General features: G+C 70.5%; 9 protein-coding genes. 7 read left to right on the top strand and 2 right to left on the bottom strand.

Annotation, left to right across the window (positions count from 1 at the left end; translation table 11 throughout):
* The first annotated feature begins 143 nt into the window (after positions 1-143).
* Positions 144-1,259, top strand: coding sequence for a chemotaxis protein (locus ACIBLA_RS22000; RefSeq protein WP_363244915.1), 1,116 nt, complete (start codon positions 144-146; stop codon positions 1,257-1,259).
* 88 nt (positions 1,260-1,347) lie between these two features.
* Here the strand turns inward: ACIBLA_RS22000 and ACIBLA_RS21995 are convergent, their stop codons facing one another.
* Both ACIBLA_RS21995 and ACIBLA_RS21990 read right to left on the bottom strand, forming a co-directional pair.
* Positions 1,348-3,348: an N-acetylmuramoyl-L-alanine amidase gene (locus tag ACIBLA_RS21995; protein WP_399199533.1), complete on the bottom strand. Its 2,001-nt coding sequence runs from the start codon at positions 3,346-3,348 to the stop codon at positions 1,348-1,350.
* 323 nt (positions 3,349-3,671) lie between these two features.
* On the bottom strand, positions 3,672-4,877 hold the full coding sequence (locus ACIBLA_RS21990) for an ROK family protein (protein ID WP_399199532.1): 1,206 nt from the start codon (positions 4,875-4,877) through the stop codon (positions 3,672-3,674).
* A 173-nt stretch (positions 4,878-5,050) separates the two neighbouring features.
* On the opposite strand from ACIBLA_RS21990, the gene ACIBLA_RS21985 reads away from it, so the two are divergent.
* The 6 genes from ACIBLA_RS21985 to ACIBLA_RS21960 all read left to right on the top strand — a co-directional run bounded on the left by ACIBLA_RS21985 (position 5,051) and on the right by ACIBLA_RS21960 (position 14,057).
* Entirely contained in the window at positions 5,051-6,562 is a 1,512-nt protein-coding gene (locus ACIBLA_RS21985; protein ID WP_399199531.1) for a sugar ABC transporter ATP-binding protein, read from the top strand.
* 53 nt (positions 6,563-6,615) lie between these two features.
* Positions 6,616-7,620, top strand: coding sequence for an ABC transporter permease (locus ACIBLA_RS21980; protein WP_363244938.1), 1,005 nt, complete (start codon positions 6,616-6,618; stop codon positions 7,618-7,620).
* Entirely contained in the window at positions 7,617-8,723 is a 1,107-nt protein-coding gene (locus ACIBLA_RS21975) for an ABC transporter permease (protein WP_399199530.1), read from the top strand. Before ACIBLA_RS21980 ends, ACIBLA_RS21975 begins: the two co-directional genes overlap by 4 nt.
* Complete coding sequence (locus ACIBLA_RS21970) at positions 8,720-9,940, top strand: ABC transporter substrate-binding protein (RefSeq protein WP_363244910.1); 1,221 nt, start codon at positions 8,720-8,722, stop codon at positions 9,938-9,940. Before ACIBLA_RS21975 ends, ACIBLA_RS21970 begins: the two co-directional genes overlap by 4 nt.
* Positions 9,937-10,818, top strand: a complete 882-nt coding sequence (locus tag ACIBLA_RS21965; protein ID WP_399199529.1) for a sugar phosphate isomerase/epimerase family protein — start codon at positions 9,937-9,939, stop codon at positions 10,816-10,818. The genes ACIBLA_RS21970 and ACIBLA_RS21965 overlap by 4 nt, the downstream gene beginning before the upstream one ends.
* 86 nt (positions 10,819-10,904) lie before the next feature.
* A complete protein-coding gene (locus tag ACIBLA_RS21960; RefSeq protein ID WP_399199528.1) occupies positions 10,905-14,057 on the top strand; it encodes a ThuA domain-containing protein in 3,153 nt (1,050 codons plus the stop codon).
* Positions 14,058-14,123: the final 66 nt, after the last annotated feature.

The raw sequence follows: 14,123 nt of genomic DNA, 5'->3' as shown, positions 1-14,123 counted from the left end.
CCGCCGTGTTTCCGGTGGCCCCGGATTCCGGCGGCTCCGCGCCCCTGCGGATCTCGGCGGCGTCGCGCAGACTGGAAGCAGGTCCGGGGTACTCCATACCGGCCGCTCGCCGGTGTCGGATCTCCGCCGAGCGAAGGGGCAGCATGGACAGTAACGATCTGACGCTCGAGGTCCTGCGGAAACTGCGGCAGCCGAGGCCGTATCCGGCGGTGTCCCTGACCATGCCCACCCACCGGCACGAGCCGCTGAACGACGGCGACGCCGTGCGGCTGCGCAACGTCGTCGCCGAGGCCCTGCACCGCATGGAGGCCGACCCCGACATCCCGAAGGCGACCCGCCTCGCCGTCGGGGCGCAGCTCAGCCAGGCGGCGGCCGAGGTGGACCTGCGCCACAAGCTCGACGGGCTGCTGATCCTCGCCGACGCCGACGAGCACCAGGTCTGGTACCTGCCTCGCGAGACGCCCGAGTCGGTCGTCATCAGCGACACGTATCTCACCCGGAACCTGGTCGCCGCCACCACCCAGCCGCACCAGTACTGGGTGCTGAACGTCGCCGCCGACCGCGCGACGCTGTGGAACGGCGTGGGCGACGCCCTGCACGAGCACCGCGCCGACGGCTTCCCGATGACCGCGCCCGAGGAGACGTGGGACGTGGAGCGTGAGGAGCGGATCGGCGACACGCCGAGCACCTTCATGGACGAGGAGACCCGTAAGTTCCTGCGGTCCGTGGACGACGCCTTCATGGCTGTGCTCGCCGTCAGCCCGCGCCCGTTCCATCTGGTCGGCGTCGCTCCCGCGCTGGCCCTGCTGGAGGACGCGGGCAGCACCGCCAGGGCCGCCGCGGGCCGGCTGGCCAAGGGCGGCCTGACGGACGGCCCGGCGCATGTGCTGCGTACGGCGGTCCGGCCCGTTGTCGAGCAGTACGCGCGCGGCGAGGAGAGGGACGTGCTGGCCCGGCTCGACGACGCGAGGGGGAGCCGTACCTTCGCCGCCGGTCTGGACGAGGTGTGGGAGGCGGTACGCGAGAGGCGCGCCGGACTCGTCGCGGTGGAGGAGCACTTCCAGCGGTCCGCCAGGGTCAGCGAAGGGCATCTGATCCCGGTCGACGGCGACGACGGGGCGGCTCTCAGCCGTGACGTGCAGGACGACATCGTCGACGAGCTGGTCGAGACGGCCCTGGACGGCGGCGCGCGGGTCGTGTTCCTCGACGACGACGTGCTCGCCGGGCACCACCGGGTCGCGGCGGTACTGCGTTACTGACGGTCGGACGGGGAGCGTGAACCGGGCGCCACCGGCCCCCCACAGGCCGGTGGCGCCCGTCGCCCTGCGAGGGCCGCGTGACAGGCTCTCAGCGGCCCGAGGGCAGTACCCGGACGTCGGACGCCTTCACGAAGGCGACCCGGTGCCCGAACTGGATCTCGTAGTACTGCTCCTCGCCGCTCACCACACGGTGACCCGTCGTGTCGAAGGTCGGCGCGAAGTAGTACGCGCCCGGCACCCGGTCACCGACCACGTACTCCTGGCCGGCGAGCAGCTTGTACGGGAACGGCGAGATCGTCTGCACCGGGATGTCGGCCGGGTACGCCGATGCCTCCGGGTAGGCCCTGCCGTACACCGGCACCTCCGCGAGACCGGCCTTCGGCGTCAGCACCCGCTCCTCGGTACTCACGGCCGTGGGCGCCGTACGCGGATTGTGGAACCAGGCCTTCTGGCCGAGGTACCAGATCGCCGTCCAGTCGCCGTCGCGCCCGGCGACGGCGAACTGCTGGCCCGTCGAGGCACGTGCGCCCAGGTCGTTGACGCCGGTCGTGGAGTCCCCGCCGCCCGGCCGCAGACCGATGTCCTTGACCAGCGGTGACGTGGCGTCCGGCGCGGTGTGCAGCCGGACCGCGCCCGAGCCGTGCGGGGCGCACGCCTGACCTGCCGTCACACAGCCCGTGTAGACCGGCTGGTTCGACGCGTAGTCGGGACGGATCGTCACCGCGCCCGCGTCACGTCCGCCCTCCGCCTTGAACGGCTTGCCCAGCAGCTCGAAGTAGTGCGCCCAGTCCCAGTACGGCCCCGGATCGGTGTGCATCCCGGCGATGGTCGACGCAGTCGTGCCCGGCACGTTGTCGTGGCCGATGATGTGCTGCCGGTCCAGCGGGATGTCGTACCGGTCGGCGAGGTAGCGCACCAGCCGCGACGACGTCCGGTACATCGCCTCGGTGTACCAGGCGTCGGGGGAGACGAGGAAACCCTCGTGCTCCAGGCCCACCGAGGTGGAGTTGACGTACCAGTTGCCCGCGTGCCAGCCGACGTCCTTCAGCGGGACGTGCTGGGCGATGTGCCCGTCGGACGAGCGCAGCGAGTAGTGCCAGGAGACGTATGTGGGGTCCTGGACCAGCTTGAGCGTGGTGTCCCAGGTCGCCTCGGTGTCGTGGATGACGATCGACTTGATGGCGGGGGACCCCGCCTTGGGGCGCTCCGCCTTGTCGTGGTTTCCGTAGTCGCCCTCGCCGAACTCCTCGTACGGCGCGGGGATCCACTCGCAGGCCACCGTGCGCGGACACTCGGTCTGCCCGGCGTCGGCCTTGCGCAGCCCGAGCGTCGACACCTGGGAGGTGTCGGGGGCGATGTCCGGCGTGGCGGTCAGCGCCACCCGCTGGCCGCTGTCGGTCGTACGCCGCTGGCCGTCGCGGATCACCGCGTACACGTCGTTCGCGTACGTCGCGGCGGTGGCCGAGTCGTCGGCGCCGGAGAAGCGGGCGACGGCGCCGTACCAGTCGGCCGGGTCGGCGCTCGCCGGTCTGCCGAGCGCCCGCTGGGCGTCGGCCAGCAGGGCCGCGCCGCCCCGGATGTTGGCGGCCGGGTCCTGCCTGAGCCGTTCGGCGGACTGTCCGGTGAGCTTCGCCGCCCGGTCGACGGTGCGCAGCCGCGCCGGGAGTTCGGAGTTCTCCGGTACGGCGTCCTCCCGGACCGCGTCCGGTGCGCCCGTCCGTACCGCGCGGGACGTGTCGCCGCGGGCGTCCTCCGTGCCGTGCGAGTGGTGCGGCGCCTCGGCGATCGCGGTCCTGGCGTCGGTGAGGTGCATGGGGCCGTAGCCGCCGGTCACGCTGGGGGCGCCGCTGTGCGTGTCCCACCGTGACTGGAGGTACGAGACGCCGAGCAGGACGCTCTGCGGTACGTCGTACCGGGCCGCCGCCTCGGCGAAGTGGCTCTGGAGCGAGCCTGCGGTGGGCCGTTCGGCGGTGGCGGAGGGCGAGGCCGACACCAGGGGCAGCAGCAGGGCGGCGGAGGCGACGGCGCCCGCCGTGCGCGTCGCACGTCCGCGGACGGGTCTGGCGGGGGTGGGGGCGGAACCTTGCAAAGCAGCCTCCAGTGACGTGGTGCGCGAAGCGGGGGTGCCGGGTGCCGAGTACAGGGCAGGGGTACAGGGGTATCGGCTTGAAGGCGATCCGTCAATCAGGCGTGGGGAGAAGGATTTTGCACGTCAGCGCGCGTGTCGCGGACTTTCGTGAGCGGCAGGCCACGGGCCTGCGGCGCGTCAGTGGTGTGAACCAATGAGCGGACCCGGCCGGCCTGGAAGGATGTTGGTCCGACCTTGACGTTCATTGAATATGACGGCCCGTCAGGCGCGTTGCCGACGGGGCGGGGTGGGATTCACGGGACCGCTCCCGGCGTGACGCCCGGTCACGAGGTGACGTCGCGCGCCACCTGCCGGTCCACCTGCGCCGGCGACAGCGCGTGCTCGATCGCGAGGATCCCCGCCCCGAACGCCGCCGCGTTCTCACCCGTACGGCTCGGCTCGATGCGCAGCACATGGGTCGCCAGCGGATGCGACCGCCGGTACACCGCCTCCCGTACGCCGGCGAGCAACTGGTCGTGCACGGCCGCCAGCGCCCCGCCGAGCACCACCGTGTCGGGGTTGAAGAAGTTCACCAGCCCTGCCAGCACCTCGCCGACCGCGCGGCCCGCCTCGCGCACCATGCGCAGCGCGTCCCTGTTGCCGGACTTCACCAGCCGTACGACATCGCTGCCCGACGCGGTGTCGAGCCCGAGGCCCGCCAGCTTCGCCGCGATCGCCGCACCGCCGGCCACCGCCTCCAGACAGCCGAAGTTCCCGCACCGGCAGGCGTCCTCCTGCTCGCTGACCTTGATGTGTCCGATGTCGCCCGCGCTGCCCTGCGCGCCCCGGTGCAGCCTGCCGTCGGCGACGATGCCGCAGCCGATGCCCGTACCCACCTTGATGTAGAGCAGGAAACGGGTGTCGGGGAACGCCCGGCGCTGTTCGGCCAGGGCCATCACGTTCACGTCGTTGTCGACGAGCGCCCGCGCGCCGAAGCGCGAGGCGAAGAACTCGGGGATCGGATACTGGTGCCAGCCGGGCATGATCGGCGGATCCACGGGGCGCCCCGTGGAGAACTCGACCGGACCCGGCACCCCCACCCCGATGGACCGCAGCGTGCGCGGATCGCGCTCCGACTTCTCCAGCAGCGTGTGCAGCGTGCGCTCCACATGACGCAGGACGGAGTCGGGTCCGTCCCCGATCGACAGCGGATCCTCCTGCGTCGCCAGGGTCGTACCGCCGATGTCCATCAGCGCCACCCTGCAGTGCGAGGCCCCGAGGTCGACGCCCGCCACCGCGTGCTCGCGAGTACGGAGCCGGAGCCTGCGCGGCGGCCTGCCGCCCGTCGAGCCGCCGGCCTCCGGCCCCGACTCGTCGACGAAGCCGTGCGCGATGAGCGCGTCCACGCGCTGGGAGACCGTGGAGCGCGCGAGACCTGTCATCCGGGAGAGATCCGCGCGCGTCGCGGCGGCTCCGGAACTGATCAGCGTGAGCACCTCGCCCGGTGTGTGGGAGACGGTGTAACTGCTGTGATCCGGCAGCGCAGACATGCCCTCACCTTAGGGACGACTTTCGCTGCTCACAAGACATCGTTATTTCGCCGGTCGACCAAAGTCTCCGTCAGCTCCGCTGAAAAGAACGGTGCTTGGACCCTTGACAGGTCAAAGCCCAGTCACGACATTGCACAGCAGACCGCGACCGAGAGCCATCGAGGAGCCAGGGGATGCTGACGATGCAGGGCGTGTCCAAGAGCTTTCTCGGGGTGCGTGTGCTCCATGACGTGGGACTCGACCTTCAACCCGGTGAAGTCCACGCCCTGGTGGGCGAGAACGGCGCGGGGAAATCGACCCTGATGAAGGTCCTGGCCGGCGAGCACACCCCCGACACCGGCACGATCACCCTCGACGGAACAGCGCACACGTTCAGCCACCCCGGCCAGGCGCAGGCCGCCGGGATCGGCATCATCCACCAGGAGTTCGCGCTCCTGGCCCACCGCACCGTCGCCGAGAACGTGTTCCTCGGCCGGGAGCCGACCCGCTACGGCCTGGTCGACCGCACGGCCATGGAGCGGCGCACCGCCGAACTCCTCGCCGAGATCGACGAGACGGGCATCACCCCGCGCACGCTCGTGAAGGACCTGTCCGTCGCCCGGCAGCAGACCGTGGAGATCGTCAAGGCGCTCGCCTCCGACGTACGTGTGCTTGTCATGGACGAGCCAACGGCGCCGCTCGCCGACCACGAGGTCGCGCTCCTGTCGGCCCTGGTACGCCGGCTGACCGCGCGCGGCCTCGGTATCCTGTACATCTCGCACCGCCTCAAGGAGGTCTTCGACCTCTCGCGGCGGGTCACCGTCCTCAAGGACGGCCGCCATGTCACCACCGTGCACACCGCCGACACCACACCGGAGGACATCGTCCGCGCGATGGTCGGCCGCGACCTGACCGCGTACTACCCGCCACGGGCCCGCCACGACGAGATCGGCGACGTCACGCTCACCGTCAGCGGCGGCGGCAACGCCCGCGTCAGGGACATCGACCTGACGCTGCGCGCCGGTGAGGTCGTCGGCATCGCCGGACTCCAGGGAGCCGGGCGTACGTCACTGGCCCGCGCCCTGTTCGGCGCCGCGCCCTTCACCACCGGCGCCATGACGGTCGGGGACAAGCCACTGCGGCCGTCGAGGCCGCGCGAGGCCATCCGCGCGGGCATCGCCCTGGTCACCGAGGACCGCAAGACCGAGGGCCTGGCCCTGCGTCAGTCGGTACGGGACAACGCCCTGCTCGTCACCCGCGCCGTCGCGGTACGGGGCAGACCCCCGGCGGGACGTGAGGTCACCGCGCTCCTGGAACGCGTACGGCTCCAGTCGCGCGGCGAGGACCAGCAGGCCCAGTTCCTCTCCGGCGGCAACCAGCAGAAGGTCGTCATCGCCAAGTGGCTGGCCGCGAACCCGCAGGTGCTGCTCTTCGACGAGCCCACCCGCGGCGTCGACGTCGGGGCCAAGGCGGCCATCCACACCCTCGTACGTGACCTCGCCCGCGAGGGACTGGCCGTACTGATCATCTCCTCCGAACTCCCGGAACTGATCGGGATGAGCGACCGGATCCTCGTGATGTCCGACGGGCGCCTCGTGGGTGAACTGCCCGCCGGGGCGACGGAGGAGAGCATCATGCGCCTCGCGACAGCCGGATCGGACCGCCCGTCCGACGCACCCGGTGCCCGACGGGAGGGCGCCGCGTGACCACCGTCGAATCCGCTCCCGCACCGTCCGGACCGCCGCGGAAACAGACATCGTTGTCCAGGTCCAAGGGGCTCCGCTCCGCCCGCCGCTCCGTCGACCCCGTCGTCGGCGTCTGGCTCGCGGCGCTCGCCGTGACCGTCCTCGGCTGGATCGTCGTCGCCGCCCAGGGCGGGAACTTCCTCACCACCACCAACGCGGTCGCCATCCTGCAGAACTGCGTGGCGCTCGGCCTGGTCGCCGTCGGTCAGTCCGCCGTCATCCTCACCGGCTCCCTGGACCTCTCCGTCGCCTACCTCATCAGCCTCGGCACGCTCGTCGCCGCCGAGACCATGGTGAGCGGCGGCGTCGTCACCGCCGTGCTCGCCGTCCTCGCCCTCTCGGTCGCCGTCGGACTGGTCAACGGACTGATCGTCACCGGACTCAAGGTCAACGCGTTCATCGCGACCCTCGGCATGGCGTTCATCCTGCGCGGCTGGATCGAGGACAACTACACCGGACCCGCCGGCGAGGTGCCGGTCTCCTTCCAGCGCCTCGGCTACGACCGTATCGGCCCCGTCCCCGTCTCGGTGTTCCTGCTCATCGCGGTGGCCGCCCTGATGTGGCTCATCACCCGCCGCACCCGCCTCGGCCACCACATGTACGCCACCGGCGGCGACGAACACGCCGCCCGGCTCTCCGGCGTACGGACGGGACGCACCGTCGTCATCGCGCACGTCCTGTGCTCGCTGTGCGTCGGCGCCGCCGCGCTCTTCCTCGCCGCGCGACTGGGCGCCGGCGCACCGTGGGCGGGCACCGAGGCGCGTTACGACCTGGAGTCGATCGCCGCCGTCGTCCTCGGCGGCACGGCGCTCGCGGGCGGCCGTGGGGGAGTGGCGGGCACCCTCGGCGGCGTGTTCGTCCTCGCCGTCCTCGACAGCGTGTTCAACCAGCTGTCGGTCGACCCGTTCTTCAAGAACGTCGTACGCGGCGTCGTCATCATCGCGGCCGTCGCCATCTACGCCCGGCCACGGCGGACCCCGAAGCCACCGAAGGCCCTGACGGATGGGCGGACCGCATGAGCGTCCCGACCGAGACCCTGGCGAAGAGAGCCCCCACGGCCGCTCCCGGCAAGAGGATCGTCCGCGCGCTCGGCACCGGCATCCCCGTCTACGTGCTGCTCGCCGGGCTGCTCCTCGCACTCCTGATCACCGACCCCGGCTTCTACGAACCCGACAGCTTCCTCTCCTTCGTCAAGCGCGCGGCCCCGCTGGTGATCCTGGCGGCCGGGCAGTATCTGGTCATCGTCAGCGGCGAGTTCGACCTCTCCGTCGGCGCGATCGTCACCGCGGGTGTGGTCGTCGCGGCCGAGCTGTACGGCTCCTTCCCCGACGCGCACTGGCTGGTGGTCACCGCCGTCCTGATCGTCGCCGGCGCTCTGGCCGGACTGGTCAGCGGACTGATCACCACCGTCCTGCGGGTGCCGTCTTTCATCACCACCCTCGGCATGATGCTCATCCTCGAAGGCGCCGTCTTCTTCTGGACCGGCGGCTCACCGCAGGGCGTACTGCCTTCCGCCTTCCGCCAGTTGGGCCGGGGAACCGCCTTCGGCTGGCTGCCCTGGGCCGTTGTCGCGTGTCTGGTCGCCGGGACCGTCGCGGTCCTGGTGACGCGCTCCGACTTCGGACGGACGCTCGTCGCCACCGGTGACAGCGACCGCGCCGCCGCGCTCGCCGGCGTGCGGGTGATCCGGGTCCGGACCGTCGCCTTCATCCTGTCCGGCGCCGCCGCCGCGCTCGCCGCCGTCCTCGTCGGCGGTTTCTCCGGAGTCTCCGCGCAGGCGGGCAGGGGCTACGAGTTCGAGGCCATCACCGCCGTCGTCCTCGGCGGTGTGGTCCTCGGCGGCGGACGGGGATCGGTGGCCGCCGCCATGGCCGGTGCCTTCTCGCTCCAGGCACTGTTCACCCTGCTCAACCTCCAAGGTGTCTCCGGAGCACTGGAGTCCACCGTCCAAGGCGTCATCGTCATCGCCGCCGTCGGCCTCGGAGCCGCCGACTGGTCCCGGCTACGCCGCCGTACACCACCCGGCGGCACACCACCCGCCGGCGGCCCATCACCCGGCAGCGGTCCAGCAGGCCGCACGCCCCCCACCGGTACGCACCCCTCGGGAGGAACACCCTCATGACCGTCATCCGTACCGTCCGCCAACGGGCGCTGGCCTCGGGCGCCGCGCTGCTCGGCGCCGTACTCCTCGCCTCCTGCACGAGCGACGCGCCGCCCGAGTCCGCCCCGGCCGCCTCCGGCGGCGGGAGCACGGCGGACACGGGCACCGGGAAGCAGTCCTCCTTCTTCGAACAGGCCGAGTACGACCGCCAGTTGGCCCTCGCGGACGCGAAACCCGAGGGGCCGGAAGGCAAGCCGTGGGAGCAGATGCTCAACCCGGAGATGGTCGACACCTCGCAGTACAAGATGGCCGACCCGAGCGGCATCGAGCTGTGCTTCTCCAACGCGGGCGTCTTCAACCCCTGGCGCCAGGTGGGGCTGAAGAACATGCGGGCGGAGGTGAAACTCCACAAGGAGATCACCAAGTTCACCGTCCTGGACGCCCAGGGCAAGGACGACAAGCAGATCTCCGACATTCAGGAGCTGTCCGCACGCGGCTGCGACGCGCTGATCGTCTCGCCGAACACGACGGCCACCCTCACCCCCGCCGTGAAGCAGGCCTGCGGCAAGGTGCCCGTCATCGTCTTCGACCGGGGCGTCGAGACCGACTGCGCCGTCACCTTCGTCAACCCGATCGGCGGTTACGCGTACGGCGCGGTGGCCGCCGACTTCCTCGTCGAGAAGGTCAAGCCGAAGGGCAAGATCCTCGCGCTGCGCATCTCGCCCGGCGTGGACGTCCTGGAGACCCGCTGGTCGGCCGCGAAGGTCGCCTTCGACAAGAGTGAACTCGACGTCGTGGACGTGAAGTTCACCGACGGGGACCCGGCCAAGGCCAAGTCGATCGTGACCGACGCGCTCACCCGGCACGGTGACATCGACGGTGTGTGGATGGACTCCGGCGCCACGGCCGTCGCCGCCGTCGAGGCCTTCGAGGACGCGGGCAAGGACGTACCGCCCATCACCGGTGAGGACCAGCAGGACTTCCTCCAGGCCTGGCAGGACAAGGACCTCACGGCGATCGCCCCCGCGTACCCGACGTTCCAGTGGCGTACGCCCGTCATCGCCGCGCTGGACATCCTCAAGGGCGAGGAGGTGCCCAAGGAGTGGAAGCTCCCGCAGCCCACCATCACCCAGGAGAACCTGGGCGACTACCTCAAGCCGGGTATGCCGCCGCTGCACTACGCGATGTGCGGCTGCGAGTCGATGCCCGGATTCCCGAAGGACTGGGGCGGCAAGTGAGCGCGCCGACAGGGCCGTTCACCGTCGGCGCCAATCCGTGGATCTGGCACTCGCCGGTCGACGCCGAAGCGCTCGCCGAGACACTGCCGCGGCTGGCCGCCTGGGGCTTCGACTGTGCCGAACTCCCGCTGGAACAGGCCGACGACTGGCAGCCGGCCGCCGCGGCGAAACTGCTGGACACCACCGGGCTCGCCCCGGCCGCCGTCGTCGCCGTCATGCCGCCCGGCCGTGATCTCGTGGCCACCGACCCGGCGACCGTGGGCGCCACCCAGGACTATCTGCGGCGCTGCGTCGACGCGGCCCACACGATCGGCGCGCCGGTCGTGGCGGGTCCGGTCTACGCGGCCGTCGGGCGCTCCTGGCGCATGACCGGCGGCGAGCGGGCGGCGGCGTGGGCCGAGTGGCGTGAGCACATCGCGCCCGTCGTCGCCCACGCGCGGGACGCGGGGGTGACGATCGCCGTCGAGCCGCTGAACCGGTACGAGACGAGCCTGCTCAACACCGTCGCCCAGTGCCTCACGGCCATGGACGGCCTGGACCCGGCGGGCATCGGCATCGCGCTCGACGTCTACCACCAGAACATCGAGGAGCGCGGGCTGCCCGGCGCCGTACGGGAGGCGGGCAGCCGCATCGTCCATGTCCAGGTCTGCGCCAACGACCGCGGCGCGCCCGGCGCCGACCATCTCGACTGGCCCGGCTTCCTGACCGCGCTCACCGACAGCGGCTACCGGGGGCCGCTGTGCATCGAGTCCTTCACCGCGCACAACGACGCGATCGCTGTCGCCGCCTCCGTCTGGCGCCCGCTCGCACCCAGTCAGGACGCGCTCGCCACCGACGGCCTGGCGTTCCTGCGCCGGGTCCTCGCCGGCATCCGCTAAGAGGGCCCGGAGCCACCCGCCCGATCCCGCCCGATCCCGATCCCGAAACCGATCCCGCCCGATCCGCCCGCCCAGAGAGGACCGGCATGAAATGGCATGCGCATGACAAGAAACATGACATCAACCGTCGTGGGAGAGCGATCCGAAGAGCGTTCGTCGCCGGCGTCGGCGCCCTGCTGCTCGCCCTGACCGCCCTGCCCACCGGCGCCGGAGCCGCCGAGAAGGAAGAACCCGCCTTCAAGGCCCTGCTCTTCACCCGCGCCGTCGGCTACGTCCACGGCTCCATCCCGAACGGCATCGCCATGTTCGAGGAGGAGGCGGCCGAGAACGGCTTCGAGATCGTCCAGAGCGACGACCCCACCGTCTTCAGTGACGACAACCTCGCCCAGTACGACGCGATCGTCATGCTCCAGAACTCCGGCATGGTCTGGGACACCGAGGCCCAGCGCCAGGCCATGCAGACCTTCGTGCAGAGCGGCAAGGGCATCGTCGCCATCCACAACACCCTGGACATGGGTGTCGAGGAGGCGTTCCCGTGGTGGGACGAGACCATCAACGGCGGCGCCCACATGCCGACCCACTCGCCCGGTGTGCTCAAGGGCACGGCCAAGGTCGCCGACCAGGTCCACCCCTCCACCAAGGGACTGCCCGAGCGCTGGGAACGCCCCGAGGAGTGGTACAACTTCGACGAGAACCCGCGCGGTGACGTCCACGTCCTGGTCACCGCCGACGAGACGACCTACAACCCCGGCCCCGACGCCATGGGCGCGGACCACCCCATCTCCTGGTGCCGCAACACCGAGGGCGGCAAGGTCTGGGCCACCGCCATGGGCCATGACACCCCCGCCTACGACGAAGAGGCCTTCCGCGACCATGTCGTCGGCGGACTCCAGTGGGCGGCCGGCCAGAAGCCCGGCGACTGCGGCGGCACCGACTGGGGTGCCTACGAGAAGATCACCCTCGACGACAACACCGCCGACCCGATGGAGCTGGACGTCGCCGACGACGGCCGCGCGATCTACGCGCAGCGCAACGGTGAACTGAAGATCTTCGACCCCGCGTCCCACTCCACCGTCACGGCGGGCAAGCTCGACGTCTACACCGGCGGCGAGGACGGCCTGGTCGGCATGGAGTTGGACCCGGACTTCGCGAACAACAACTGGGTCTATCTCTACTACGCGCCGGCCGCCGAGACCAAGGACGTCAACCGGCTCTCCCGCTTCACCCTCAAAGGCAACACCCTCGATCTGACGAGCGAGAAGAAACTCCTCGACGTCCCGGCCTACCGCTCCCGTACCTTCACCGAGCCCGGACACACCGGCGGCGCCGTCGAGTTCGGCCCCGACGGCACCCTGTACCTCGGCGTCGGCGACGACGTACCGCCCAACCTCGACCCCGACTGGCAGGGCTACGCGCCGATCGACTGGCGCAAGGGCAAGGAGATGCTGGACGCCGCGCGCACCGCCGGCAACACCAACGACCTGCGCGGCAAGCTGCTGCGTATCAAGCCCAAGAGCAGCGGTGGCTACACCATCCCCAAGGGCAACCTCTTCGCCAAGGGCACCGCGAAGACCCGACCCGAGATCTACGCGATGGGCTTCCGCAACCCGTTCCGCTTCACCGTCGACCAGGAGACGGGCTACGTCCACCTCGCCGACTACGGCCCCGACCGCGGACTGCCCACCACCGACCGGGGACCCGAGGGCCTGGTCGAGTACAACGTCGTGAAGAAGCCCGCGAACTTCGGCTGGCCGTTCTGCCACGGCGACAACCAGCCGTACGCGCCCTACAACCCGGACACCGGGGAGATCGGCGCGAAGTTCGACTGCGCCAATCCGACCAACCCCTCGCCCAACAACACGGGACTGACGAAGCTGCCGCCGATCCAGCAGCCCGAACTCTGGTACGGCTACGGCGTGTCGGAGCAGTTCCCGGAGATGGGCCAGGGCGGCTCGGCCCCGATGAGCGGGCCCGTCTACCGCTACGACGCCGACAACCCCTCCGAGACGAAGTTCCCCGAGTACTTCGACGGCGCGAGCTTCCTCTACGAGTGGTCACGCAACTACATCAAGGAAGTCCGCTTCGACAAGGACGAGAAGCTGCTCAAGGTCAACGACTTCATGGACTCCGTGGCCTTCAAGAGCCCCATGGACATGACCTTCGGTCCCGACGGTTCGCTCTACGTCCTGGAGTGGGGCAGCGAGTTCGGCGGCGGCAACAACGACTCGGGCCTCTACCGCGTCGACTACGCACAGGGACGGCGCAGCCCCGTCGCCAAGGCCAAGGCCTCCGTCACCGACGGACCGCTCCCGCTCAAGGTGGACTTCTCCAGCGCGGGCAGCGCCGACCCGGACGGTGACGCGCTGACCTACGAGTGGGACTTCGACGGTGACGGCACGTACGACTCCACCGACGAGAACGCCACCCATACCTACACCGAAGCGGGCGAGTTCAGCGCCCAGTTGAAGGTCACCGACTCCAGCGGGAAGTCCGGCTTCGCCAACGTGCCCATCACGGCGGGCAACACGACCCCGAAGGTGACCATCGACTTCCCCGTCAGCGGCAAACTCATCGAGTTCGGCGACCGGATCCCGTACAAGATCACGGTCACCGACCCGGAGGACGGGACGATCGACTGCTCCAAGGTCACCATCAACCCGGCACTCGGACACGACGAACACGAGCATCCGACCAACGACATCGCCGGCTGTGAGGGCACCGTGGACACCGGTGACCTGGGCGGCCATCCGGAGGGAGCCGACCTCACCTACGTACTCAACGCCAAGTACACCGACGGCGGCGGCGCCGGAGCACCGGCGCTGACCGGCTACGGGCGGTCCGTCCTGCAACCGAAGCTCAAGCAGGCCGAGTACTACGACGACCAGAAGGGCACGCGCATCGTCAACCAGGCGGGCGCGGCGAACGGCAAACGCATCGGCGACATCAGCGACGGCGACTGGGTGGCGTTCGAACCGATGAGCGTGGAGGGCATCGACTCGGTGCGCTACCAGGTCTCCTCGCCGTACGGGGTCGGCGCGATCGAGCTGCGCGCGGGCGCACCGGACGGCGAACTGCTCGCCACCACCCCGATCCCCAACACCGGGGGCTGGGACGTCTACAAGCCGACCGATCCGGTACCGGTGAAGGCCCACGACGGTACGCACAAGCTCTATCTCGTCTTCACGTCACCGCAGAACAATTCGTTCGACGTGGACACGGTCGAGTTCAGCGGACCGTAGGGCCCGGCAGGCCAGCGAATACGCGCGTCGCACGCCCGGTGTGTCGGCACCGGGCGCGCGACGCGC

The organism is Streptomyces sp. NPDC050433 (genome assembly GCF_044458565.1).
Lineage (GTDB): Bacteria > Actinomycetota > Actinomycetes > Streptomycetales > Streptomycetaceae > Streptomyces.
Note: the sequence above shows the minus strand (reverse complement) of the source record. Positions and strands in the feature narration are given on the sequence as shown.